The following is a 25114-nucleotide window of genomic DNA, read 5'->3' on the forward strand; positions in this document are numbered from 1 at the left end:
TTAGGCCTCCTTCCCGCATAAGAAATACACGGCTTCCAATTTCACTTGTTCAGCCATTTTCTGAACATCTTCTTTTGTGACATTTTGCCAACGCTCATTCCACGTATCAACCGAGAAAGGCTCGTTCAAGTTTTTGTATTGATCGAAAATTTCGATTTGCCCGCGCGCTAGATCCAATGACTCTTTTAACTGATTGATCAGCATCGCTTTTGTTTGCGCAAGTTCAAGATCCGTAATTTCCCCATTTTTAATCGCTTCCAATTGCTCGTAAATCACGTCGGTTGCTTTCTTTTCATTAGACGGCTCGATGCCCGAAACAACGAAAACAAGACCATACATGGAGTTATAGGAGCTTGACGCATAGTAGGCCAAACTTTCTCTTTCCCGAACATTCATGAATAACTTGGAATGCGCATAGCCACCGAATACGCCGTTGAAGATTTGCATTTTTGGATAATCCTCATCGCCAAATCGAACCGGCGTACTAAAGCCAATATGCAATTTCCCTTGTTTCATTTCTTGCTGTTCTTTTGTATATTCTCTTTCCGGTTTTGACTCATTTGTCGTTTGTTCCGGCTGTTTTGGCGTGCGGTCTTTAAAAGGCAGGCTTTCCGTCAATTTCTTTTGAACCGCTTCCACATCGATGTCACCGACAACGTAAATATCGATTCGATCTTCATTGATCATCGATTCGTATGCTTTTGTTAAAGATTCCGGCGTTACCTGCTCTACCGTTTCAAGCGTCCCGCTCGCCGAAATCGAAGCTGGGTGGTTCGGGCGAATAATTTGATTGAGTCGATACTGTGCATAACGCGTCTTGTCGTCAAAAATCGATTGAATACGGTGCAAGATCATTTCCTTTTCGCGCTCAACAATCGAAGGCACAAACTGCCCGTTTTCGAAATTCGGGTTGAAAATCGCCGTATGAATCAAATCCAGCACTTCATTGAATACTTTATTGTGAGCAAGATATTGATCATTGACGGTTTCTACGTTCAATAAAACCGTATGCTCGCTGCCGCGCTTGGACGCATCAAAATAAAGCACCGTGCCGAACAAATCATCCAGGTAGCTTCTGAATTCCGCCGATTTTTTGAATTTCCCGTTGCTATGCTGAAGAACGTTTGATAAAACTGCACGTTGCGCCGCAGTTTCCTGATTCAACGGAGCTCTCCATTTTATTGAAAAATTCACGGTTTTGAATTGTGTGGTTTGTCGAATATGCAGATGTACACCTTCTGCCAACTTTGTTGTTAAAAACAAAAAAATTCCTCCTGACATAGCTTCTCAACGTAGTAAAACGCTAACCTAAAAAATCAGTGAACACCCACTGATAAAAAACAGTGATAATACTACTATACATGCAGTATTGGTGTTTATGCAAAAATAATCCAATTTGTTTTCTTCTATTTATTAATCTTGCCCTTCTGATTAAAAAGAATACGTGTTGATTGGGTTGGCGGATTTAATTAGATTATTGGCAGATATCTTATGAATTAGGCGGATTTCTTCATAGAGTCGGAAGATTTTTTTGAGAAGTTGGCGGATTTCTAGTAGTGGCGGGATTCTTGCATGAAGAGGTGAAAACACGCGAAATTTTCCACAATTACTGATTTGTCGGGATTTTTGCATAAAGTGTCGGGTTTATCAACGAAATTGGCGGGATTCTCGCACAAACTGGCGGGATTTATTGCAAAACTGCCAATACTACAGTACAACCAGAACAAAAAAACGCCTCCCCTATAAAAGAGAAGGCGCACTGCTCAAAACGACAGCTTATCGTTTTCCTTTAATATATGGAACACCACTTGCTTTTGGTGCGTTTGCTTTTCCGATGAATCCAGCCAGCGCCAGAATCGTCAAGACGTATGGCAAGATTAATAGGAAGATAGTCGGTACATCCTGCACATATGGAATCGATCCGCCGACAACACTGAGTGCTTGGGCGAAACCGAAGAATAGTGCTGCACCCATCGCTCCAAGCGGATGCCATTTCCCGAAAATCATCGCGGCCAGGGCCATGAACCCTTGACCACTGATTGTCGCGGCACCAAAGTTCCCTGCGATGGCTTGTGCATAAACTGCACCACCGATTCCACCTAGTGCCCCGGATATCATCACAGCGACATAACGCATTTTTGAGACATTCACACCCATCGTATCCGCTGCCATTGGATGTTCCCCAACAGAGCGCAAGCGCAGGCCAAATGGTGTTTTGTAAATGACATACCAAGCGATGAATGCCACTGCGAATGCCAAAATGGATGTTGCATAAACGTCAACGAAGAACATTTTCCCGAGAATCGGAATATCGCTTAACAAAGGAATATCAAATCGCGAGAAACGTTCTGAAATCGCATCCGTTTGCCCCTTATCATAAATCATTTTTACCGTAAACACTGCAGCAGCAAGACCCAGCATGTTCAAGGCTACCCCTGATACCGTTTGGTCTGCACGAAGCGAGACTGCAGCCACTGCCAAAATGAGAGATAACAGAATACCAAAGATCATTGCGACCAACAATCCAACCCAAGGAGTGGCGTTGCCCAATTGATCTGCAAAAGTTAAGTTGAAAATAATACTGCTTGCTGCACCAACTATCATGATTCCTTCCAGACCAATGTTGACAACCCCTGATCGTTCAGTGAATACCCCACCGATTGCTGTTAAAATTAATGGCGCTGCATAGAAGATGGCAGAAGGAATAATAAAATATAGCACTTCTAGAAAGCTCATGTTATTTTTCCTCCTTTCTCTTTTTTCCGAATCGTTCTAGCGCCACACGAATGATATAACCCGATGCAATAAAGAAGATAATCAACGCGATGACAATTGACACGATCTCAGTTGGAATGCCTGCTTCACTTGGCATGTTTAACCCACCGTTTTTCAGGGCACCAAATAAAATAGCTCCCAATAATACACCGAATGGTTGGTTCGCTCCCAATAGAGCAACGGCGATTCCGTCAAATCCGATGCCTGTCGCAGCATGAAGCTTGGATATGTTTTCGAATGTTCCGAGTGCTTCCATCGCTCCGCCAAGCCCGGCAAAAGCCCCGGAAATAACCATGGCCAGGATGATGTTTTTCTTTACATTCATCCCTGCATATTCCGATGCATTTTTGTTAAACCCTACCGCTTTCAATTCATAGCCAAGAGTTGTTCTTTCCAATAAGAACCACATAAACACAACTGCCAACAGTGCCACTAAAATACCCCAGTGCAAACGGGAATAATCTGTCATGGCTTCTAAATAATGAGCACGAAGAGAAGCAGATTCGTGGACTTTGTCTGTTCGCTCCCCACCGCCTGAAATCACGCCAATCAACGCATTTGCAACATGAATGGCCGTATAGTTCAACATGATTGTGACGATTACTTCATGAACTTGAAGTTTGGCTTTCAAAAAGCCAGGGATAAATGCCCATAACGCACCTGCTGCTGCTGCGGCAAGCAACGCTAGTGGAAGGTGGATGATTTTCGGCAATTCGAAAGCTTGCCCTACCCACGCGGCGGCTAGCCATCCCATAATCAGCTGACCTTCAACACCGATATTGAACAGGCCGGTACGGAACGCAAAGGCTACCGCCAAACCGGAGAAAATATATGGTGTAATCTGGCGAATCGTTTCACCCATAGTATAGGAATCCATGAAAATACCGTTCCATAATGCAACGTATCCATCGATTGGATTAAATCCACTCACTGCCATTACAATCGCGCCAATGACCAAACCTAAAATGATGGAAATCAGTGGCACTAAAATATTAACCGCTCGCTTACTCATGTTGGCCACCTTCCTTCGTGTTCTCTTGCAGCGATTGTCCTGCCATCAATAAACCTAGTTCGTTTTCAGTTGTTTCCTGCGGTTTCACCGTATCAATGATATAGCCATCGTAGATTACAGCAATCTCATCCGAAACGTTCATGACTTCATCCAATTCAAAGGAAATTAGCAATACCGCTTTTCCATTATCACGCTGTTCGATTAATCGTCTATGGATAAATTCAATCGCTCCGACATCCAGACCACGTGTTGGCAGCGCTGCAATCAGTAAATCCGGATTACGCTCCACTTCACGTCCGATAATCGCTTTTTGCTGGTTACCGCCGGAAAGTGAACGAGTGATCGACATTACGCCTTCACCTGAACGAACATCATATTGCTCGATGATGTTGCGTGCAATTTCATTTACTTTTTTATAATTGATGACACCGTTTTTGGAAATTGGTTGTTTGTAGTACGTTTGTAGTGCAATATTGTGTCCAAGAGGGAAATCCAGCACTAATCCATGTTTATGGCGATCCTGGGGAATATGCCCTACACCGGATTCCGTGATTTTTCTTGGTTTTAAGTTTGTAATTTCTTTGCCGTTTAACGTAATTTTGCCGTTTTTTACTTTACGGAGACCTGTAATGGCTTCGATCAGCTCGGATTGGCCGTTTCCATCGATACCCGCAATCCCGACAATTTCACCTGCACGGACAGTTAAGTTCAGGTTTTTCACTTTGTCCACGCCGCGGTTATCTGCAACGGTCAATGAATCGATTTGAAGAACTATTTCCTTAGGATTTGGTGCAATCTTTTCAGTTTTGAATACAACCTGACGTCCTACCATCAACTCGGCAAGTTGTGTTGGGCTTGATTCAGCCGTAACGACCGTACCGATGCCTTGTCCTTTTCGGATGACTGTTACTCGGTCAGATACTTCCATAATTTCTTTTAACTTATGTGTAATTAAAATGATTGATTTTCCTTCTTCAATCAATCGTTTCATAATTTGCATCAGTTCCGTAATTTCCTGAGGCGTTAATGAAGCAGTCGGTTCATCGAAAATGAGGATGTCCGCCCCGCGATAGAGCGTTTTCAAAATTTCTACCCGCTGCTGCATACCAACCGAGATATCCTCGATTTTGGCATAGGGATCAACATTCAAATTATACTTTTCGGATAGCGCCTGTACCTTCTTAGCCGCATCTTTGATGTTGATGGTTCCCATTTTTGTCGGTTCACTGCCGAGTATGATATTTTCCGTCACCGTGAAATTTTCAACTAACATAAAGTGTTGATGCACCATGCCAATCCCGAGCTTGTTGGCTACATTTGGATCAGTGATTTTTACTTCTTTTCCTCGAACACGGATTGTTCCCGCTTCAGGCTGGTATAGCCCGAACAGTACGTTCATCAACGTCGATTTTCCTGCACCATTTTCACCAAGAAGCGCATGAATTTCGCCTTTTTTCAGTTGAAGGGTGATGTTATCATTGGCAACAAAATCTCCAAATTGCTTGCGAATTCCAAGCATTTCAATAACATATTCCAATGTGTTCACTCCCTTGGACACTTTTTATTTGCTGCACAAATTGTTTGTATACTTGTGCGATAAACCGATTTCTCTCAAAATCAGTAGAGATTACTAGTGTTGAATAAAAATTAACACAAGAAAGGCTTTAAGATTGCGATGCCATTTTAAAACCTTTCATCTATTAATTCGAACGTGGGTACTCATACGGAAAAACGCTTCCAAAAATTTATCTTTTCGAAAGATCAGCAATCCATTTGTTAAATAGGAAATTATTAGTTTTCAATAAATCACAATTATTCTTAAAATTTCCACAAATATCTCCTCACAAAACATGAAGACTAGCAGAGCTAGCCTTCATGAGGTTATAGACTGAAATATGGAATTTTCAAATTGTTCAGCGAAAGCTGCCCAGCACGATTCAGGGCTAGGCAAAACTTTCGCTTTCATCGAAAATTATTCACCCGGTTGTTCTGGAACCGTGATTTCACCATCGATGATTTTTTGACGAGCGTCTTCAACAGCAGCAACTGTTTCTTCAGAAACTGCACCGCGAGGATCAGCTAAGCCAACTCCTTCATCAGCCAACCCATAAGTGATTAGTTCTCCACCAGGGAAATTTCCTTCTTTTGCTTGGTTCGCAACTTCTTTCGCTGCCACGTCTACACGTTTTAAAACAGATGTTAATACAACGTTTGTAGAGTCATCTACTTTACCTTCATCATATTGGTCACGGTCTACACCGATTACCCATACGTTTGCATCTGGATCTTTTTGTTTACGTTCTTTTGCTTCAGTGAATAAACCGTTACCTGCATTACCAGCTGCGTGGAAGATAATGTCTGCGCCGGAATCATACATTCTTTTTGCAATTTGTTGGCCTTTTGCTGCATCAGTGAAACTTTCAGCATACTCAATGTCGATTTCAATATCAGGGTTCGCTGCTTTTGCACCAGCTACATAACCAGCTTCAAATCCACCAATGATTTCACCAGTCATACCGCCGATGAAACCGATTTTACCGGATTTTGATTCTTGAGCTGCTGCTACTCCAGCAAGGTAAGATGCTTCGTTTGCACGGAACATGATCGAAGCGACGTTTTCTTTGTCTGGCACTACTTCATCAATAATCGCAATTTGCGCTTCAGGCTGTTGGTCAGCTACTTCCGCTACTGCATTGTGCAATGCAAAACCAACTGCGAAGATTAGGTCGAAATCACGACGGATTAAGTTATTCAAGTTTGTTACATACTCAGATTCTGCTGACGATTGCAGGTAATCGAACCCGCCATCGCCTTTTTCAAGGCCATTTTCTTTACCGAATTCTTGGATACCTTCCCAAGTTGATTGGTTGAATGATTTGTCATCCACACCGCCAGTATCTGTAATCATTGCTACAGAGAACGTATCTTCGGAGCTTTCTTTCTTTTCAGTTTCTTCTCCACCGCCACAAGCAGCAAGAATGGAGCCAGCCGCAAAGATTGAAGCAAGAGCCAAACCAAATTTGCGTTTTTTCATTAGTGTTACCCCCCAGAGATTTGTAATTAGCAGGAATTTTTTGAATAAATGTTCTACACCCGTTTCCGGATTACATGGAAGCTGAATTTATCAGCTCTAAAATAGTTCTTTGAATACAAAACAACTCGATCATTTTGATCATAATGGAGCTGTTTTAATACGAGTAATGCTGTTTCCCGTCCGCAGTTCAAGATTGGCGACACTTGTTCATGATAGCCTACCGGGTCGATAAACGTCACCGCATACGCTACATGAATGTCACCGTTTTGTTCAAGCGATGAGAAAATGGATAGTTCATTGTTTTGAACATAATCAGTTGGAAGATGTTTGGCCAATACCTTGTCCACACAATAGACAACAGGCTCTCCATCAGCTGTTCTGACACGTTCGATTGTAAATACTTGGTCATTTTCGCCACATTGAAAGCGCTCTCTATCACCATCTGTGGGACAACTCTCCGTAGCTTTCATGAAGATTGTCCCCGGCATCATGCCAGCTTTTTCAATCATGGAAGAAATACTTGATAATTGCTCGATTCCTGATGTGAAAACTGGTTTCGGGTTAACAAATGTCCCTACTCCATGACGCCGGATGATAATATTTTCTTCTTCCAATAGTCGAAGTGCCTCTCTCAAGGTAGCCCGACTTACTCCAAGTCTTTTCGATAATTCGAATTCCGATGGCAGTTTTTCATTTTCACGATAAACGCCTTTTTCGATATCCGATTTTAATCGATCAATGACTTGGAGATATAAATGACGATGATCTGCTTTTATTGTCGACAATTTCATCACCACCACACAACTCAAGATCAGACATCTGATGTTGAACATTCCTACTAATCGTTTCATAATATAACATTTTTCTCGATTAAAGAAAATAGGAAAATCAAAAACTGTTGTGTAATAGATGTGAAGTTTTCAGAAATTAGGACAATTTTATGACATTTGCGACATAAACATTAAATTTATTGGCAGAAAGTTACTTTCCTGCCTTTTATTCAACGCTCGCTTTGTCGATTAATACCTGTCTAGGGCGACTGCCATCCGGTGGCCCCACAACCCCTCTAAGCTCCATTTGGTCCACGATTCGCGCCGCTCTCGAGTACCCGATGCGGAACCTTCTTTGCAACATGGACACGGAAGCCGTTTGCATTTCGGTGACAAGCTGTACCGCCTCATCATATAACTCATCGGTTTCTTCTTCAAAGCTTTTTTCCGGTTCATCAGTCGGAATCATCGTTTCATCATAGTTCGCTTTTTGTTGTTCTATAACAAAGTCCACTACCGCTTCTACCTCTTCATCAGACAGAAATGAGCCTTGTACACGAACCGGTTTGGACGAGCCAGCCGGCAAGAATAACATATCACCTCTCCCCAGCAATCTTTCAGCACCACCCATATCCAGTATTGTGCGCGAATCAATGGCGGATGATACAGCGAATGCGATACGCGAAGGGATATTTGCTTTAATGACACCGGTAATGACATCAACGGAAGGACGCTGTGTGGCAATAATCAAGTGAATGCCTGCAGCACGCGCCATTTGTGCCAACCGTGTAATCGAATCTTCGACATCATGCGAAGCAACCATCATCAAGTCTGCCAACTCATCGATAATCACGACGATATATGGAAGTTTTGGATGTTTTTCTTCATTTTCCGAGTTAAAACGTTCAACATGCTCGTTATAGCCTTTGATATTGCGGGTTCCGGTATGGGAAAACAAATCATATCTGCGTTCCATTTCGGATACTACTTTTTGCAACGCCTGCGACGCTTTACGAGCATCCGTCACTACAGGTGCCAGAAGGTGCGGAATGCCATTATACACATTTAACTCGACCATTTTCGGGTCAATTAACATCATCTTCACTTCATGCGGAGCCGCGCGCATTAAAATGGATACAATAATGCCGTTGATGCAGACCGATTTCCCGCTCCCTGTCGACCCAGCAACAAGCAAGTGCGGCATTTTATTCAACTCCGCCAAAATGGCTTGTCCTGTAATATCACGTCCAAAGCCAATCAGAAGCTTCGAATCCGGCTTGTTGTTTTCTTTCGCTTCCAGCACTTCACGCAATGTAACCATCGCCACTTCGCTATTCGGCACTTCAATCCCAATGGCGGATTTTCCGGGAATCGGTGCTTCCATGCGGATATCTTTTGCTGCAAGCGCCAACGCCAAGTCATCTTGCAAACTGACAATCTTGCTTACCTTCACTCCCACATCCGGCATGACTTCGTATTTTGTCACCGCAGGTCCCAGATGCACTTGCGTTACTTTCGCTTTTACACCGAAGCTAAGGAAAGTTTGCTCCAGTTTTTTTGCATTCGCTTGAATGACCGTATACTCCCCGCTTTGGTCATAGGTTGGGGGAAGCTGCAGCAAACTCATGGAAGGAAGTTGATAGTCCGCATTTTCAATGTTGGTTTCCACCGCTTTTTGAATAACCTCTTCAATATTCCCCTTGTCTTCTACCGGCTCTTCCTTGATGGTAATTTGTGCGGGCGGTTCATGGTGAATATTTTGTGTGAAGGCTGAAATGATTGGCTCTTCATCGTAGTCCTCTTCATCTTCCACATACTCTTGCACCACTAGTTCTTCTTTTGCTTTGCGCTTTTTCCTTCCGCGCCCAGTTTCTGCCGTCGTTGCGGCAATTTCATTGGATGGTTTGTCCTCTTTTGTTTTTGAGCGTCTTTGTTTTTTCTCGTCTTTGACAACAGGTTTGCCCCGGCGTCTTGAGAAGGCAAATTTCTTTTTCATTTTAGGAGCATTCTCCATTAAATAAGGGACGAGCGCTTTCCCGGTTAATAAAATTAGTCCGACAAAGAAAAGAAACCATGCGGCAATTTTGGCGCCCGTCGAATCAAATAAAATATGGAACATACTGAACAGCAAAGCACCCAGCATTCCTCCGCCTAAGGCCGTGCTGCGATTTTGGATGCCTTCCATGTCAATTAACAAACGCCAGGTTTCACGGATGACCGAATTTGTTAATAGTTTATTGCTCTTATATAATTCTTCAAATAATACACTGTGGCTGAAAATCGCCAAACTGCAGACGATTAAAATCGCTCCCTGCACCACACGGTCCATAAAGGCAATTCCTTGTCTTTGCACCATAAGCAAAACAGCAATCAATACTGTAAAAAATGGCACGACCACATGCAAGTTACCGAATAAGAACATGGACATCGTTTGAACTGTTCGACCAACGACCCCATATTCAAAAAAGATAATGATCGCCAAAGCGATCAACAATAATCCGATTACTTCATAGGCCAATGGATGCAATCCTTTTTTGGCTTTCGTTTTTTTCCTCACTGCCATTTCCTTCACCTACTTTTTCTTGAAAATGATGACTTTTGTTTAAAAGAACATGCGTTTGATTAAATTGAAGCGAAAAAGGATTTCCTTGACCGGTATCGGTTAAGAAAATCCTTTTTTGTTGCGACAGACCTATTTTTGCCCGCCACGCCCTACTAAAAGAGGCTTAGTATTCCATAATTATTGGGATAATCATTGGGCGGCGCTTTGTTTTTTGGAATAAATAAGCATTTAGTGTTTCACGGATTTCTTGTTTAATGTTTGTCCATTCAAACGTATCTTTATTAACATACTTTTCAATAACTGTACGTGCCAGTTCAGTCGCTTCAAGAATCAATTCTTCTGACTCGCGTACATAAACAAATCCGCGCGATAAAATTTCCGGACCGGACGCAATTCTTTTTTGCGCACGATTCAACGTGACCACGACGATGAAAATGCCATCTTGAGATAATAATTTACGGTCTCTCAATACGATATTTCCAACATCTCCAACACCGATTCCGTCAATTAAGACGTTGCCCGCTGGAACACGGCCACTCATCCGCATTTTACCGTTTTTGTATTCAACAATATCACCTTTGTCGGCAATAAAAATTTGTGATTTTTTCATTCCTACTGATTGTGCAAGCTTCGAATGGGCAATCAGCATTCTATACTCGCCTTGCATCGGGATAAAGTATTTTGGTTTCATTAGATTCAGCATTAATTTCAGATCTTCCTGGGAACCATGGCCGGAAACGTGAATTTTCTTGTCAGCCGCCAAAACATTTGCCCCAGCTTTTGCAAGACTGTTCATTGCGCCAGCCATTTGCACTTCCATCCCCGGAGATGGGGTAAATGTGATCAGCACGGTATCTGTATCTTTAATGCGTACATCACGATGCTGTTTGCGCACAATTTTATCAATCGCTTCAAGCGGTTCCCCTTGATTGCTTGTCACCAGAATGATAATTTCATCATCGTTATATTTTTGGATCGTGTTTACTGGAATAAGCGTATCTTCGTCAATCGTCAAGTAGCCCAGATTCACGCCGAGATCAATCACTTTTTCAAGGCTTTTCCCAACGACCGCCACTTTACGCCCATTTTCCTGCGCATGGTTGAACACTTGCTGAATGCGGATAAAGTTCGATGCATACACCGCAACAATGATGCGCGCCGGTGCAGCATGGAAGTATTTTGCCAGCTTTTCTTCGATTACGACTTCACTTGTTGTATAACCTGGCCGTTCCGCTTCCGTGGATTCAGAAAGCAAGATAAATACTCCTTCTTCTCCAAGCTGCGCCATTTTGGCAATGTCCGGCTTGAATTTACCTTTTGCCGACTGGTCAAATTTAAATTCCCCCGTATGCACAATGGCACCTTCCGATGTATGGAAAACAATCCCCAATGAATCCGGAATGCTATGTGTCGTATGGAAGAACGTTACGTAAGTTGAATTAAAATTCATCCGGCTTTTATTTGTTACTTCGAAAAATTTCACCGGGTGCGGAGCCGGCAAATCCTTTAAATGCTCTTTTGCAAGCGCAACTGTTAATTTTGAACCATAAACAGGCGCCTTGATTTTTTGAAGCACATACGCAATCGAGCCAATTGCATCTTCATGACCATGTGTCAGGAAAATCCCTTTTACACGCTCTTTGTTTTCTTCCAGGTATGTAATGTCTGGGATGACAATATCAATTCCAAGCATTTCATCTTCAGGGAACATTAACCCACTGTCTACGATGAAGAGCTCTTCATCAATTTCGATTACATACATCGATTTCCCGATTTCTCCCACTCCGCCAAGTGGGATGACCCGGATTACTTCGTTTTTCGTTTTCGTCACTTGATTTCCTCCTAATATTATCCCGAACGCAACCACTTATACCTCATTATACGGTGTCCATCCATGAAGCACAAATAAAAAAGCGATATTTTTTGGAAAGTGGGGGTGGGATGGGTGCACTTGATTATTTTCGTGTAAAAGACTTGGCTAGAGTTAAATTTGATTTATTATTATTCTCTGTTTCTTTCGCGCTATGTATTATAGTGCTTATTTAACTATCTATAATGCTTTCAAATACACGTTTTGTTTGCCAGAGGAATTTCACATTACTTCTATGTATCCTTTTGAACTCAGGTTCTGCGCCAAGGGGTATTTACAGCTGCTCTATATTCCCTTTCCAACTCAAGTGCTTCGACAAAGGGTATTTACGACGGCTCTATATTCCTTTTCTAACTCAAGTTAATCACCAAAGGGTATTTACAGCTGCTCTATATCCCCTTTCAATCTCAAGTTCATTGCCAAAGGGCATTTACGACGGCTCTATATTCCTTTTCCCACTCAAGCTCATCGACAAAGGGCATTTACAACGGCTCTATATTCCTTTTCAAACTCAAGTTCATATCAAAGGACATTTACAACACCTCTATATACCTTTTCAAACTCAAGTTCATCACTAAAGAGCATATACAACGGCTCTATATTCCTTTTCAAACTCAAGTTCATCGCCAAAGGGCATTTACAACGGCTCTATATTCCTTTGCAATCTCAAGTTCTTCGACAAAGGGGATTTACAAGGGCTCTATATTCCCTTGCAATCTCAAGTTTATCGCAAAAGGGCATTTACAACACCTCTATATTCCCTTTCAATCTCGAATTCTTCGCCAAAGGGCATTTTCAACAGCTCTATATTTCCTTTCAATCTCAAGTCCATAGCCAAAGAGCATTTACAACAGCTCTATTTTCCCTTTCAATCTCAAGTCCATAGCCAAAGGGCATTTACAACGGCTCTATATTCCTTTTCAATCTCAAGTTCATCGCCAAAGGGTATTTACAACGGCTCTATATTCCCTTTCTAACTCAAGTTCTTCCACAAAGAGCATTTACAACACCTCTATATTCCCTTTCAAACAGCTAATTCTTTTCAAAAAGCATTTATAGTTGATTTTTCTAATGTAAATATTTATTTTCCAATTTACCTTTAGTAACACTCACATTTAACCTAAACTATAACTAACTTATCATTGAAAGGGTGAGTATTCTGATATTCAAACATAGAACTGAACCGACCGAGTTGACTATTCTAAAATTGTTGGCACATCGAATGGAATTATCTAAGGAAGATCAACTAAATTTTTTCAATCTAAAAAAGGGGTACGAAGGGGAAAAGCTTTTTGATACATTTTTAGAGAAGCTGGAATGTGATGTACTCGTCTTAAACGATTTATTATTGAGTTCAAGCAACCAAACTTTCCAGCTTGATACTTTACTAGTAACGAACAATTTGGTATATATCTTCGAAATCAAAAATTACTTTGGCGATTTTTACTTTAAAAATGACCGGTTATTTCAGAAAAACGATAATGAAGTATCTAACCCCCTCAATCAATTGCAACGATCCGAATTATTACTTCGCCAATTATTACATAAGCTAGGCTTTTCGATACCTGTACAATCTATGGTTATTTTTATAAATGAAGCCTTTACTTTGTATCTCGCTCCTCTAGATAAACCCTTTATCTTGCCAACCCAACTTAAAACTTTCTTCCAAAAAATCAATTCACACAAATCAACATTAGACATGCAACATAAGAAGATGGCAGAAAAGTTATCCTCTTTACATATGCAACAGCATCCCCACCAAAAACGCCCATCTTATAATAACGATCAATTACAAACGGGGATGTCCTGCGGTGCTTGCCAATCGTTAACTATTACTATACAAAATAAGAAGTCCATTTGTACAACTTGTAAGAATGAAGAGTCTATAGATTCCGCATTAATAAGAAATGCCAATGAATACAGCCTCCTTTTCCCAAATGAAAAAATAACATTACCTAAAATAATGGATTGGTGTCGAATCATAACTTCCAAAAAACAGTTACGCCGTGTGCTTGACAATAATTATCAAAAGGTTAGTAAACGTCGATGGACATACTACGAATAACCTCTTGCATTGTAAGCTGTGCTACCATTCGCTCCCCAAAAACAAAAAACGCAAGAATGCTGCACAACCACCAACATTCCTGCGTTATCGATTTTATAAGGTTTTAATGACTTTCACTTGTTCCTGAAATTCTTCCCAGATGCGGTCGTATTTGGTTTTGTCTTCGTCCAGCATTTCTACCATGGGCAGGCGGACTTTTTCGACCGGGAAGCCGAGTTTGCTGAGTGCGTATTTTACCGGGACTGGATTTGGATCTTTGAATAATTGTTTAATCAATGGCAGCATCGCTTGATGGTATTTGGCAGCCACGTCATGCCGGCCTTCTTCAAATGCTTGGAGCATGGCCTGCATTTCGTTTCCGATGACATGGGAAGCAACGGACACTACGCCTCTTCCCCCGATGGCTACAAGCGGCAGCGTTAAGGCATCGTCCCCGCTGTATACGAAGGTGTCGGGCGAAACGTTTCCGAGAATTTCGGTCATTTGGTCCAAATTCCCGCTTGCTTCTTTTACGATGCGGATATTCGGGATTTTGCTTAATGCGATGGTCGTTTCGGCTGAAATATTGACGCCCGTTCGCCCAGGAACATTGTATATCATTACTGGCAGATGGGTAACACTTGCCACCGCTTCAAAGTGGGCATAAATGCCTCGTTGATTTGGCTTGTTGTAAAATGGCGCCACCACCATGATGCCGTCCGCCCCGAAATCCTCCACCACTTTTGTGGCTTCAATGGTATAGGCTGTGTCATTCAAGCCTACCCCGGCAATCACGGGAATGCGTTTATTGACTTTTTTAATCGTAAAATGAATCAATTCACGTTTTTCGGGGATTGTCAGTGTAGGCGTTTCACCTGTTGTTCCACATACGACCAGTGCATCCGTACCATTTGCGATTAAGTGCTCGATTACTTTTTCTGCTACTTCATAATCGATTTCGCCATTTGAGTCAAATGGGGTAATCATCGCCGTAGCAATGCGACCTAAATCCACCCTATACACCCCTTATAGTAGGTTATCTTCTAATAGGCTCTCGGCAATTTGTATTGAGTTTAAGGCTGCACCTTTTAATAAGTTATCTGATACGACCCACAGATGGAATCCTTTTTTGTTTGATAAGTCTTGGCGAATGCGTCCTACATAAACCGGATCTTCACCTTCAACATAAATCGGCATTGGATAGTCCTGTGTTGAAATATCGTCTTGAAGCACAATGCCAGGAGCATTTCTTAACACATCAAAGATATCTTGAACACTCGCTTCTTTTTCCACTTCAATATAAACAGACTCCGAGTGGCCTGATACTACCGGCACACGTACACAAGTTGCCGCTACTGGCAGGTCCGGTGAATGCATGATTTTTTTCGTTTCGTTGATCATTTTCATTTCTTCGTATGTAAAGCCATTCTCCGTAAATACATCAATTTGCGGAATGACATTACGAGCAATCGGATAATGTTTTTTATCTGATTTGGCTGGCAGGATATTCGCTTCCACGTTTTTCCCAGCTTCCCAATCCGCACTTTGCGCGCGTAATTCTTCGATTGCTGAGACACCGGAACCTGACACGGCTTGGTAAGTTGACACAATTACGTTTGTTAAACCAAACTTTTCACGGATTGGCTGCAATGCAACAACCATTTGAATCGTCGAACAGTTCGGGTTGGCGATAATGCCGTTGTGTTTCGCCAAATCTTCTCTGTTTACCTCAGGTACTACTAGCGGTACTTCCGGATGCATACGGAAGTGGCTTGTATTGTCAATAACGATCGCTCCGCGTTTTGCAGCTTCTGGAGCCAATTTTGCCGATACCGAACCTCCTGCTGAAAATAAGGCAACGTCTACCCCTTCAAAGCTTTCAGGAGTTGCTTCTTCGATTGTATATGTGTTGCCGTTAAATTCAATTTCAGTACCTGCTGAACGAGCTGAAGCCAAAAATTTTATATGTTTAATCGGGAAATTTCGTTTTATTAGTTGTTCTTTCATTTTCGTTCCTACTGCACCTGTTGCACCAACGATTGCAACTGTCAATTCTTTTGCCATCCTTCATCTCTCCTCAAATCTAATAACATAATGTTGAAAATTGTATCATAAAAAGGAGGAGTTGTGTTAGAATTTTTAGTTATTTTGAATATTGGATGAATAAAGGCTGTAATTGTCGATGTTGGTAAATCGCTGTTTCGACGGTTTCTACCATTTTCGTGAAGTCGGAAATCAATGAATTTGGTTTGTTATGAGGATCGTCTTGGCCAAATGGAATGAAATAAATGTTCTTGGAGTTCAGTAATCTCATGATGTTTACTCCGTTCAAACCGAGCGCATCGTTTGTGGAAATTCCCAGTACGACCGGTGACCCATTGCGAAGCGTTGCTTTTGCTGCCATAAGAACCGGGCTGTCTGTTGAAGCATTGGCAAATTTGCTGATGGAATTGCCTGTCATCGGTGCAATCACCATGCAATCTAAAGGATTTCTAGGTCCAAACGGCTCTGCCTCAACAATTGAAGAGACCACTTTTTGTCCTGTAGCTTCTTCGATTTTTTGAATCCATTCTTCCCCAGTACCAAATCTAGTAGCGGCAGTTAACACGGAATGAGTAATAATCGGTACCACCGTTGCGCCCGCTTTGGTAAAGTTCTCGATTTTCGGAATCACGTCTTCATAGGTACAATGGGATGCTGTAATTCCCAGCCCTATTCTTTTACCCTCTAGCAAGTGTGTCTCCTCCTTAATTGTTCAACAATTGATTGGTATAGGATGTTTCCGGCATCTTCCGGGAAAAACTTTCCTGGCATCGCCGGCAACAGTTCATATGAATTTCGAATAACATCATCTTGTAAACACCCTGGATAGGAGGCTAGATCGTAAATGGGCATATTGATTTTTTCATTAAACGCTTCATCCAGCCATTTTGCCGGAATGGTATTGATGAAAAAATCTCCTTCTAGATTGCTTGCGTTTTCCAAATCTACCGCTCTATAACGGAATGCTTTGGCTTCATTCAGCTGCACATTGGAACGCACGGCAATGCTTACATCCGCCCCAATGCTTCTTAATATGTGAGCAACCATTTTGGCCACTCTTCCAAACCCGGTAACAATGAACTTTTTGCCTTGAATTGCCCGTTTGGTATTGTAGAAGTGGGAGACAAACGCTTCTGCAGTTAACGCTGCATTATGCCAAATAAATCCTTCATCTTCCAAATAATAATAGATTTCATTGCGCTTTAAGATGTCTTTCCATTCTTCATTCAACTTACCTGAAAAAATGACGCTATTTGAAAGTGCACAAACCATCGGCACTTCAACCGGCAGCGGGTGAATGGGCAGCACAATGAAATTAGGATGAAATTCAAGAACCGTTTTGTTAAGTTCCTCATCCCAAACCGCTACATTTTTATAATAAACTGTACGATTGCCATTGCTTAAATTTTTTGCCAAGAACTTCATTCGCGTATCTGTCCCAACAACGAGCCACTTTTCTTCTGTCATTTAGTCTAACTGCTTTCTTTTTGATGATGTTCGGTGGAATAAAATTCGATCTTCGCCGATCAGATGAATCTCTTCCCAAGGAATAAATAATGGTGCGGTTGCTTTTTTCTTCTGGAATGGCATTTTAGATGATTGTTCATACAATTCAAAGCCAATAATCTGCCCTGTTTTTGGATCAAATAAGCATTCCGTTTCCGATAAATAGCCGTATCTCACACCATTTTCCATTTCGATTAATTCCTTTTCCGCAAGCTCCGATAGCAGCATGTTTTCCCTCCTCCATGAGCTTATTGTTACTATATGCAACCCAAGAAGTGATGGTCACCCATTTTTTGAAGCGCTTGAACAAAGCGTTCCTATAGATTACTTTACTTAGAGTTGCCTGCACTTTATGCCTAAATAAAAAAATGATTGTCCCCTATTTTCATAGAAGACAATCATGCTTATTTTACCCCTTGCCCAATAATGGAGATGGCGGGGTCTGCTGTAAAAATCGACTCAATTAGTTCATTTACCGTATGCATTGAAACCTCATCAATGTTTGCGAGGATTTCATCCATCGATATTTGGCGATTATGAATTAATTCATTTCTCCCATTTCGGCTCATCCGGGAAGTAGTGCTTTCCAAACCTAATACAAAGCTGCCTTTGAGCTGCTCCTTGGTATTGCTGAGCTCCGTTTCGGAAATGCCCTCTGCTGCAATATTTTGCAGCGTTTCGTTGATGGTGTCGTGCATGTGAGTCAATTGTTGATTATTCGTACTTCCATATATTGTGAATGCCCCAACATCTTCGTAGCACGATTGATAAGAGTAGATGGTGTAGGCCAAGCCGCGCTCTTCTCTGATTTCCTGGAACAATCGGGAAGACATATTGCCTCCAATGACATTATTCAAGGCAATAAAACTGCTTAACTTCGGATCTTTCACCCCTATACCAGGATAAGAAATGGCCAGATGTGATTGTTCCACTTCCCGTTGCTTTACAATTTTCCCTGAATGGAATTCCGGATAGGATAATGTTGATTTTACGGCATAATCGGAACGTTCGTATCCGCCAAACAGTTTTTCGATATGTAAAAGTAATTGTTTCGTTATATTGCCTGCAATTGATATTACAATATTTTCTGGGGAATAATGCTTTTCCATATAGCGGCGAATCGTATCGCCCGTAAAAGTAGGAAGCGTCGTGTTTGTCCCTAAAATCGGCAATCCCAGAGCATCAGTGGGATACATCACTTGCCACAACTGCTCATGAACATCATCATCTGGCGCATCTTCACTCATTAATATTTCTTCCAATACAACTTGTCGTTCTTTGTCGATTTCGTTTGCATCAAAAGTCGAATTAAAGAACATATCAGCTAAAATTGAAACGGCCAATTCCCCGTGATGATCCAGTACTTTGGCATAGTAGCATGTATTTTCTTTTGAAGTAAAAGCGTTAATTTCCCCGCCGATACGGTCAAATTCTTCTGCAATTTGCCGGGCAGTCCGCGTTTTCGTTCCTTTGAACAACATATGTTCAATAAAATGCGTTATTCCATTTTCTTCGGGTGATTCAAATCGCGATCCAGCCCCTACCCAAATCCCCACCGAAATGGAGCGGACATGCGGAATCTCTTCTGAAACGATGCGCACACCGTTTTGACATGTATATACTGTTACCAACTTTTCCCCTCGCTTATCTAAAAAATGATGCTTCTAATAATATATGCTAATCTGTCCCAACCTTCAACTTTGAAAGTTTGCTTTATGTATAAATGTTTTAGGTTGTTAAGTAACCCTTTTGGAGGCTTTTTCTTACAAACGGGCATTTACAAGTGCCTTATATTCCCTTCAATTAAAGTTTCACTTACAAACATGCATTTACTGGTCCTGTATTGCCTTACGACTTCCCCAATCACTCAAAAAAATAAAAAAGAACAAAGCCATTGCTTTATTCCTTCATTTATTTACCGCTATGCAGTTTCAATGCTTGAAAACATCGATTTTCGCTAGGAGAAGACTTGCGAAAATCGTGTTTTTCTGCTGTTATTGTTGTTCCGCTTGTTCAGCGCGTTCTTTTTCTTCTTTGATGACTACTTTGCGCGAAAGGTTGACGCGGCCTTGGTTGTCGATTTCGATTACTTTCACCATCAATTGATCGCCAAGTTTTAGTACGTCTTCCACTTTGTTCGTACGTTCTTCTTGAATTTCCGAAATGTGCAGCAAGCCATCTTTGCCTGGGAAGATTTCACAGAATGCACCAAATTTCTCGATTCGTTTTACCGTTGCCATGTAGTACTCGCCTACTTTAGCTTCGCGAACGATGGATTCTATGATTTCTTTCGCACGCTTATTCATTTCTTCGTTTGCTGAAGAGATGTAGATTGTACCATCTTGTTCTGTATCAATTTTTACGCCTGTTTCATCGATGATTTTATTGATTGTTTTACCGCCTGAACCAATTACATCACGAATTTTATCTGGGTTGATTTGAATTACTTCGATTTTTGGCGCGTATTTAGATAGAGATTTGCGTGATTCTGCAAGCGTTGCTAGCATAGAATCCAAAATGATCATACGTCCTGCTCTCGCTTGTTGCAATGCTTCTTCAAGGATGTTGCGGGATAATCCGTCAATCTTGATGTCCATTTGAAGCGCGGTAACGCCTTTAGCCGTACCTGCCACTTTAAAGTCCATATCTCCAAGATGGTCTTCCATCCCTTGAATATCCGTTAATACCGAGTAATGTTCACCTTTTTTCACAAGACCCATCGCAATCCCTGCAACTGGAGCCTTGATTGGTACACCGGCATCCATCATTGCGAGTGTTGAAGCACAAATCGATGCTTGAGAAGTGGAACCATTGGATTCCAATACCTCAGACACACAACGAATTGCATAAGGGAAGTCTTTTTCATCCGGAATTACGGCAAGCAATGCGCGTTCGCCCAAGGCACCATGTCCGATTTCACGACGGCCCGGTCCGCGGATTGGTCCTGTTTCCCCAACAGAGAATTGCGGGAAATTATAGTGATGCATGAAGCGTTTTGACTCTTCCAGTCCAAGACCATCAATAATTTGAACATCGCCAAGTGGTCCCAATGTACAAATCGATAGGGCTTGAGTTTGTCCACGAGTGAACAGGCCTGAACCGTGTGTACGTTCCAAGATTCCAACTTCAGAAGAAAGTGGACGGATTTCGTCAAGTTTACGGCCATCAGGGCGGATTTTTTCTTCCGTGATCAGGCGGCGAACTTCTTCTTTCACCATTTTGTCCAGAATCGTTTTGACTTGTTTAATTGTTTCATCATCGGCTTCTTGTTCTTCGAAGCTTGCCATGACACGTTCTTTAACAGCATTGATTGCTTCTTCGCGTGCATGCTTTTCCACTGTTTGAATCGCAGCGTTCATATCTTCTTCGCACATTTCTTTCACCTGTGCTTGAAGTTCTGGATTTACTTCATATAATTCAACCGCAATTTTTTCTTTTCCAAATTCAGCTACAATTTGTTCCTGGAAAGCAATTAGTTTCTTGATTTCCTCATGCCCGAACATAATGGCTTCCAGCATGATTTCTTCCGGAACTTCCAACGCGCCCGCTTCTACCATATTGATGGCATCTTTATTGCCGGCCACTGTTAGATGAACCGTGCTTTTTTCAGTTTGTTCCGCTGTTGGGTTAAGGACGAATTCACCATTAATATAGCCAACGTGAACACCCGCAATCGGTCCATCAAATGGAATGTCCGAAATAGCCAAAGCTAAAGATGAACCGAACATAGCAGATACATCTGTCGGACAGTCAGGATCTGAAGACATGACCATTGAAATGACTTGTACTTCATTACGGAAGCCATCTGGGAACATTGGTCGGATTGGACGGTCGATTAAACGTGAAACTAGAATCGCATGCTCTGAAGGACGCCCTTCACGTTTAATGAATCCACCCGGGATTTTACCTGCCGCATATAGACGTTCTTCGTAATTTACTGTTAATGGGAAGAAATCTAATGGTTTAGGATGTTTTGACATTGTTGCTGTTGAAAGCACCGCAGATTCGCCGTAACGAACTAAAGCGGCACCGTTTGCTTGTTTTGCTAGCTGCCCAACTTCTACTACAAGTTTTCGGCCAGCCCATTCATAAGAATAGACTTTCTTTTCGGTCATTTAATGAACCCCTTTCTCTTAAAACACACTGCTCACGAATATAATCAAGATTAGTGTATCAAAAAAGCAATCTCTATGCTAAATATTTTCAATATAATTATGTCTATTTCGTATATTTTTTACAATTATCTTGGAATTTGGTCGAATTCCATGATTATTCTCCAAACTAATTATCTATTTACGATTTAGTTTGTGAAATATTCTCACTTTTAACTTGCCCAAATTTTTCAAATACATACTTTCAATTACTATAATTGACCATTTACTTTAAGCAAAATAAAAAGCGGGAATCTTCCCGCTTTTCATAAATGCAATATCGGGCTTAAGAAGAAAAGGCTCTTTTGCACTTTGATGTGGCAAAGAGCCTAGAACTCCGGTATAAGCCTTCTGATTATCGACGTAAACCTAAACGTTGGATTAATTCACGGTAACGTTGAACGTCATTTTCACGAAGATATTTTAATAAGTGACGACGACGACCGATTTTTTTAAGAAGACCACGTTGAGAGTGGAAATCTTTTTTATGTGTTCCTAAGTGGCTGTTTAAAGCATTGATTTCAGCAGTTAATACTGCGATTTGTACTTCTGGAGAACCAGTGTCTCCCTCGTGAGTGCGGTACTCAGCGATAATTTCGTTTTTGCGTTCTTTTGTAATTGCCATTGTAAATGGACCTCCTAAAATAAATTTTTCACCTGTTGCACAGCAATCGTTGGAGAGTCGAAAAGCCGAGCAAAGGCAACGTGCATAATTGCACTTAAAAAATCATAACATATTTTCCTGTACCGTTCAACTATTACGCAGCCTTGCAAAAAATTCAATGGATTCGTTTTTATCTTTTTCGATCTGTGCTTTCAATGCCTCGATGCCGTTGAATTTTTGCTCGCTGCGGATGCGCTTGTACCAGCCTACTTTAACTTCTTCACCGTAAATATTCTTATTAAAATCGAAAATATGTACTTCAATGGATAATTGCTTTTCATCCGGGTTCTTGAAGGTAGGTTTATAGCCAACATTGCAAACGCCGTCATACCATTTGTTTTGCACGAGAATTCTTACGGCATAAACACCTGTCGCGGGAATGAAGCTTCCTTCCATCGACTGAATGTTGGCAGTCGGGAAACCGATTGTGCGCCCCCTCTTATCGCCATGGATGACAATGCCCGGTACTTCAAAGGCACGCCCAAGAAGCTGTCCGGCGCTTTCCATATCGCCATCTTGCAAATATCTCCGAATTCGAGTGGAACTGATTTTTTCTTCCTCATCGCTTTGCTTGTCAATCACCGTTACGCCATAATCGCCATTGCTTAGCTCTTTCATCGTCTCCATATTTCCTTTCCCAAACTGTCCAAAAGAATAATCAAAACCTGCCGTCACGTGTTTTACATTTAAGTCGCGAATAAAATATTGAATAAAATCTTCCGGCGAGAGTTTTGCAAAATCGGAAGTAAAGTGGACAACAAAAACATTTTCAACTCCGTATTCTTCCAGAACCTCAAGTTTTTGCGGAAGCGGCGTTATGTAAAAAACCTTTTCTTTTCGTCCACCCAAAACAATGGATGGATGTGGGTCAAATGTCATCACGGCGCTTTCAATATTCAACTGCTCCGCCATTTCTTTCGCCTTTCGGATGACTGCTTGGTGTCCTTTATGTACGCCATCAAAGAATCCTACAGCTAAAGAATAGGCAGTTGTTTCATTTGCTAGATTTAGCTCATGAGGATACCTTAAATGAACAACCTTCATCTTAAATCTTGCCTCCTTGATTATTGCGGGAACATTTTTTCCGGCTTCATGAACCCTTGTTTTGTTGGATGTGCACTATATACAGCGAACGCTTTTTGTTGTTTGCCAAAAACAATTTTATCATTTTCTTTTAATAATGCATGCTTTGGAAGTACTTGTCCATTCAAAATTTGTTTTTCGTTCGATTCATCGATTTCAATATAAGGGTATGATGATAGCGCATATTCAACAGGAAGAAGGATTTCATCGATTTTGCCTTCCGACATAATTTCGTCGACTTTCTGCAATGTTACACAATTTTCTTTTATAAAAGTGCCGGAAGCCGTGCGTACAAGCGAAGCCATATGTGCCGGAAAACCAAGCTTTTCGCCAATTTGAACAGCAAGCGTTCGGATATAGGTCCCTTTGCTGCATGCAATGCGGATGCTGAACGTAATTTCCTCGCCTTCATAAGTTTGCGCCTCGTCAAGCAGTTCCAACGAATAAATCGTTACTTTTCGAGTTGGACGCTCAACTGTTTCCCCTTTACGCGCGTATTCATATAGTTTTTTCCCATTCACCTTAACCGCAGAGTACATAGGAGGCGTTTGTTCGATTTCCCCGGTTAATTGAGACAGCGCTTCCAGCAATTGATTACGGGATATCGATTTGTGGGAAGAATCCTGTTCTACCGTTTCACCTTCTGCATCTTCAGTGGTTGTGGATTTGCCGATCGAAACAACCGCCTCATACGTCTTACCGGCATCTGTCAGGTATTCCGCAAGCCGTGTTGCTTGACCGATACAGATTGGAAGAACTCCCTCCACTGCCGGATCCAGCGTTCCTGTATGGCCAACTTTTTTAGTCTTTAAAATTTTTCTTAGTTTGAAGACGCAATCATGACTTGTCATGCCGCGTTCTTTCCAGAGCGGTAGAATGCCGTTCATTGTTGTTCTCCTTTTAAAATCATTTATGTTTGTTAGGGTGGATGGATATTCGCCGCTTTCTTTAGGATAACCGCCACTTTATGAGTTTTATCCGCCAATGCGAACTAGTCAGTGTCTAGCTGCGAACGCCAGCCCCTCGAGCGTTTCAACTCCTCCTACGAGGCAAAAAGCGCCTTCTAGTCGGAGTCTCCAACGCTTGGGGCTCACACGAAGTGAGTCATGTCGGCGATGCAACACGACGTTGCGCTTTCGTCGACGCGGGGCTAAACGGCGTTCTCCGCTTTTCTATATAAAAAAAGCCTACATTTGCACGTTTTTATGCAGATGTAGGCTTTGCTTTTTGTTGATTATTCGTCATTCAGTGAACGCAGCAGTGCGTCGATTTTGTTGCCATATTCTACAGATGAATCAAATTCAAATGAGATTTCAGGCGTACGGCGCAAACGAATACGATGACCAATTTCTGTACGAATGAAGCCTGAAGCTTTTTGCAAGCCCTTCAGTGTATCTTCACGTTCGCGGTCATTGCCCAAAGCTGAAATATAGACAACGGCTTGTTGCAAGTCGCCTGTAACCTCTACATCCGTAACTGTTACAAATCCTACTCGTGGATCTTTCAATTTGCGTGTAATAATATCGCCAAGCTCTTTTTTCATTTGTTCTGCAATTCGATTTGAACGTAATGACATAATTAGTGCCACCTCTTTGTTCT

The 25114-nt window shown here is 41.7% G+C and carries 20 protein-coding genes; 1 reads left to right on the forward strand and 19 read right to left on the reverse strand.

The annotated features are described in order from the left end of the window. The 8 genes from yfmF to D1B33_RS01715 form a co-directional block, all read right to left on the reverse strand. Nucleotides 1-1263: an EF-P 5-aminopentanol modification-associated protein YfmF gene (yfmF, locus tag D1B33_RS01680; protein WP_118874594.1), complete on the reverse strand. Its 1263-nt coding sequence runs from the start codon at nt 1261-1263 to the stop codon at nt 1-3. A gap of 513 nt (nt 1264-1776) precedes the next feature. Continuing rightward, complete coding sequence (locus D1B33_RS01685) at nt 1777-2736, reverse strand: ABC transporter permease (protein WP_118874595.1); 960 nt, start codon at nt 2734-2736, stop codon at nt 1777-1779. Nucleotide 2737: 1 nt separating this feature from the next. Then, nucleotides 2738-3787: an ABC transporter permease gene (locus D1B33_RS01690; protein WP_118874596.1), complete on the reverse strand. Its 1050-nt coding sequence runs from the start codon at nt 3785-3787 to the stop codon at nt 2738-2740. After that, nucleotides 3780-5324, reverse strand: a complete 1545-nt coding sequence (locus D1B33_RS01695; protein ID WP_118874597.1) for an ABC transporter ATP-binding protein — start codon at nt 5322-5324, stop codon at nt 3780-3782. Before D1B33_RS01695 ends, D1B33_RS01690 begins: the two co-directional genes overlap by 8 nt. A 435-nt stretch (nt 5325-5759) precedes the next feature. Continuing rightward, entirely contained in the window at nt 5760-6821 is a 1062-nt protein-coding gene (locus D1B33_RS01700; protein WP_118874598.1) for a BMP family lipoprotein, read from the reverse strand. 53 nt (nt 6822-6874) lie between these two features. Beyond that, nucleotides 6875-7606, reverse strand: a complete 732-nt coding sequence (locus tag D1B33_RS01705) for a GntR family transcriptional regulator (protein ID WP_233549357.1) — start codon at nt 7604-7606, stop codon at nt 6875-6877. A 211-nt stretch (nt 7607-7817) separates the two neighbouring features. Beyond that, nucleotides 7818-10154, reverse strand: a complete 2337-nt coding sequence (locus D1B33_RS01710; RefSeq protein WP_118874600.1) for a DNA translocase FtsK — start codon at nt 10152-10154, stop codon at nt 7818-7820. Between the two features lie 163 nt (nt 10155-10317). Next, a complete protein-coding gene (locus D1B33_RS01715; RefSeq protein WP_118874601.1) occupies nt 10318-11985 on the reverse strand; it encodes a ribonuclease J in 1668 nt (555 codons plus the stop codon). Between the two features lie 1261 nt (nt 11986-13246). Between D1B33_RS01715 and D1B33_RS01720 the strand changes: the two genes are divergently transcribed. Further along, nucleotides 13247-14089, forward strand: coding sequence for a nuclease-related domain-containing protein (locus tag D1B33_RS01720; protein WP_233549358.1), 843 nt, complete (start codon nt 13247-13249; stop codon nt 14087-14089). 93 nt (nt 14090-14182) lie between these two features. Here D1B33_RS01720 and dapA read toward each other — a convergent pair whose 3' ends face one another. The 11 genes from dapA to rbfA all read right to left on the reverse strand — a co-directional run bounded on the left by dapA (nt 14183) and on the right by rbfA (nt 25091). Next, on the reverse strand, nt 14183-15082 hold the full coding sequence (gene dapA, locus D1B33_RS01725; RefSeq protein WP_118874602.1) for a 4-hydroxy-tetrahydrodipicolinate synthase: 900 nt from the start codon (nt 15080-15082) through the stop codon (nt 14183-14185). 12 nt (nt 15083-15094) lie between these two features. After that, the gene (locus D1B33_RS01730) at nt 15095-16132 is read right to left on the reverse strand and encodes an aspartate-semialdehyde dehydrogenase (protein WP_118874603.1); all 1038 of its coding nucleotides are present in this window, start codon (nt 16130-16132) and stop codon (nt 15095-15097) included. Nucleotides 16133-16211: 79 nt separating this feature from the next. Continuing rightward, on the reverse strand, nt 16212-16802 hold the full coding sequence (locus tag D1B33_RS01735; protein WP_118874604.1) for a dipicolinate synthase subunit B: 591 nt from the start codon (nt 16800-16802) through the stop codon (nt 16212-16214). Next, a complete protein-coding gene (locus tag D1B33_RS01740) occupies nt 16796-17578 on the reverse strand; it encodes a dipicolinate synthase subunit A (protein WP_118874605.1) in 783 nt (260 codons plus the stop codon). Before D1B33_RS01740 ends, D1B33_RS01735 begins: the two co-directional genes overlap by 7 nt. Continuing rightward, nucleotides 17579-17845, reverse strand: a complete 267-nt coding sequence (locus D1B33_RS01745) for a YlmC/YmxH family sporulation protein (RefSeq protein WP_118874606.1) — start codon at nt 17843-17845, stop codon at nt 17579-17581. It abuts the gene before it with no gap. Nucleotides 17846-18021: 176 nt separating this feature from the next. Further along, on the reverse strand, nt 18022-19248 hold the full coding sequence (locus D1B33_RS01750) for a M16 family metallopeptidase (protein WP_118874607.1): 1227 nt from the start codon (nt 19246-19248) through the stop codon (nt 18022-18024). Nucleotides 19249-19611: 363 nt separating this feature from the next. Then, complete coding sequence (gene pnp, locus D1B33_RS01755; protein WP_118874608.1) at nt 19612-21732, reverse strand: polyribonucleotide nucleotidyltransferase; 2121 nt, start codon at nt 21730-21732, stop codon at nt 19612-19614. 391 nt (nt 21733-22123) lie between these two features. Further along, the gene (rpsO, locus tag D1B33_RS01760) at nt 22124-22393 is read right to left on the reverse strand and encodes a 30S ribosomal protein S15 (protein ID WP_118874609.1); all 270 of its coding nucleotides are present in this window, start codon (nt 22391-22393) and stop codon (nt 22124-22126) included. A 126-nt stretch (nt 22394-22519) separates the two neighbouring features. Further along, the gene (ribF, locus tag D1B33_RS01765) at nt 22520-23476 is read right to left on the reverse strand and encodes a riboflavin biosynthesis protein RibF (protein WP_118874610.1); all 957 of its coding nucleotides are present in this window, start codon (nt 23474-23476) and stop codon (nt 22520-22522) included. A 20-nt stretch (nt 23477-23496) separates the two neighbouring features. Then, on the reverse strand, nt 23497-24402 hold the full coding sequence (truB, locus tag D1B33_RS01770) for a tRNA pseudouridine(55) synthase TruB (protein ID WP_118874611.1): 906 nt from the start codon (nt 24400-24402) through the stop codon (nt 23497-23499). A gap of 347 nt (nt 24403-24749) precedes the next feature. Further along, nucleotides 24750-25091, reverse strand: coding sequence for a 30S ribosome-binding factor RbfA (rbfA, locus tag D1B33_RS01775; protein ID WP_118874612.1), 342 nt, complete (start codon nt 25089-25091; stop codon nt 24750-24752). Between the last annotated feature and the right edge of the window lie 23 nt (nt 25092-25114).

The sequence above is a fragment of the Ureibacillus yapensis genome (genome assembly GCF_003515775.1).
In the GTDB taxonomy this organism is placed as follows: Bacteria; Bacillota; Bacilli; order Bacillales_A; family Planococcaceae; genus Ureibacillus; species Ureibacillus yapensis.

What these genes read in the sequence shown, in the direction of transcription:
- D1B33_RS01685 (WP_118874595.1), bottom strand. Translation starts at nt 2,736, where the DNA reads ATGAGCTTTCTAGAAGTGCTATATTTTATTATTCCTTCTGCCATCTTC.
- D1B33_RS01690 (WP_118874596.1), bottom strand. Translation starts at nt 3,787, where the DNA reads ATGAGTAAGCGAGCGGTTAATATTTTAGTGCCACTGATTTCCATCATT.
- D1B33_RS01700 (WP_118874598.1), bottom strand. Translation starts at nt 6,821, where the DNA reads ATGAAAAAACGCAAATTTGGTTTGGCTCTTGCTTCAATCTTTGCGGCT.
- D1B33_RS01710 (WP_118874600.1), bottom strand. Translation starts at nt 10,154, where the DNA reads ATGGCAGTGAGGAAAAAAACGAAAGCCAAAAAAGGATTGCATCCATTG.
- D1B33_RS01720 (WP_233549358.1), top strand. Translation starts at nt 13,247, where the DNA reads ATGGAATTATCTAAGGAAGATCAACTAAATTTTTTCAATCTAAAAAAG.
- D1B33_RS01730 (WP_118874603.1), bottom strand. Translation starts at nt 16,132, where the DNA reads ATGGCAAAAGAATTGACAGTTGCAATCGTTGGTGCAACAGGTGCAGTA.
- D1B33_RS01740 (WP_118874605.1), bottom strand. Translation starts at nt 17,578, where the DNA reads ATGACAGAAGAAAAGTGGCTCGTTGTTGGGACAGATACGCGAATGAAG.
- D1B33_RS01745 (WP_118874606.1), bottom strand. Translation starts at nt 17,845, where the DNA reads ATGCTGCTATCGGAGCTTGCGGAAAAGGAATTAATCGAAATGGAAAAT.
- pnp (WP_118874608.1), bottom strand. Translation starts at nt 21,732, where the DNA reads ATGACCGAAAAGAAAGTCTATTCTTATGAATGGGCTGGCCGAAAACTT.
- rpsO (WP_118874609.1), bottom strand. Translation starts at nt 22,393, where the DNA reads ATGGCAATTACAAAAGAACGCAAAAACGAAATTATCGCTGAGTACCGC.
- ribF (WP_118874610.1), bottom strand. Translation starts at nt 23,476, where the DNA reads ATGAAGGTTGTTCATTTAAGGTATCCTCATGAGCTAAATCTAGCAAAT.
- truB (WP_118874611.1), bottom strand. Translation starts at nt 24,402, where the DNA reads ATGAACGGCATTCTACCGCTCTGGAAAGAACGCGGCATGACAAGTCAT.
- rbfA (WP_118874612.1), bottom strand. Translation starts at nt 25,091, where the DNA reads ATGTCATTACGTTCAAATCGAATTGCAGAACAAATGAAAAAAGAGCTT.